Origin of the sequence: Methylobacterium sp. 37f, from assembly GCF_023093475.1 — a bacterium.
GTDB lineage: Bacteria > Pseudomonadota > Alphaproteobacteria > Rhizobiales > Beijerinckiaceae > Methylobacterium.
On sequence record NZ_JAGHKN010000130.1, the window covers coordinates 1 to 422 of the forward strand.

Below are 422 nucleotides of genomic sequence, written 5' to 3' on the forward strand. Positions count from 1 at the left end.
GCGTCGCGCCAGGCTCATCACCGAGCCGAGCGGATATTGGTGCGAGGGCGAGACCACCATGAGCTTCGGCGGCTTGCTGCGCTGGCGCCCGCGCGTGGGGAGGTCGAAGCGCATGCCTTCGTCGTCCACCGGCAGCGGCACCGTGCGCACGCCCGCAGCGGTGAGCACGCTGCGCACGCCCCAGTAGCCCGGGTCTTCGATCCACGCGCTGTCGCCGGCGTCGCACAGCAACTGCGCGATGAGCTGGAGCGAAGGATGGATGCCGGCTGTGATGATGATCTGCTCGGGCTCGCAGCGCACGCCACGCGCGGTGCGCAGGTAATCGGCCAGCGCGGTGCGCAGCGGCAGGTAGCCCGCGCCCACGGGATACGTCAGCAGTGCGGGCGACGGCTTGCGCAGCAGCCGGTTGTGCAAGCGCGACC

Annotated in this window: 1 protein-coding gene; it reads right to left on the reverse strand. The window is 71.1% G+C overall.

All coding sequences use genetic code 11. The features are described 5' to 3' along the window. A partial coding sequence (locus J7U37_RS24955; RefSeq protein ID WP_247637505.1) for a PLP-dependent aminotransferase family protein occupies positions 1–422 on the reverse strand: 422 nt, incomplete at both ends.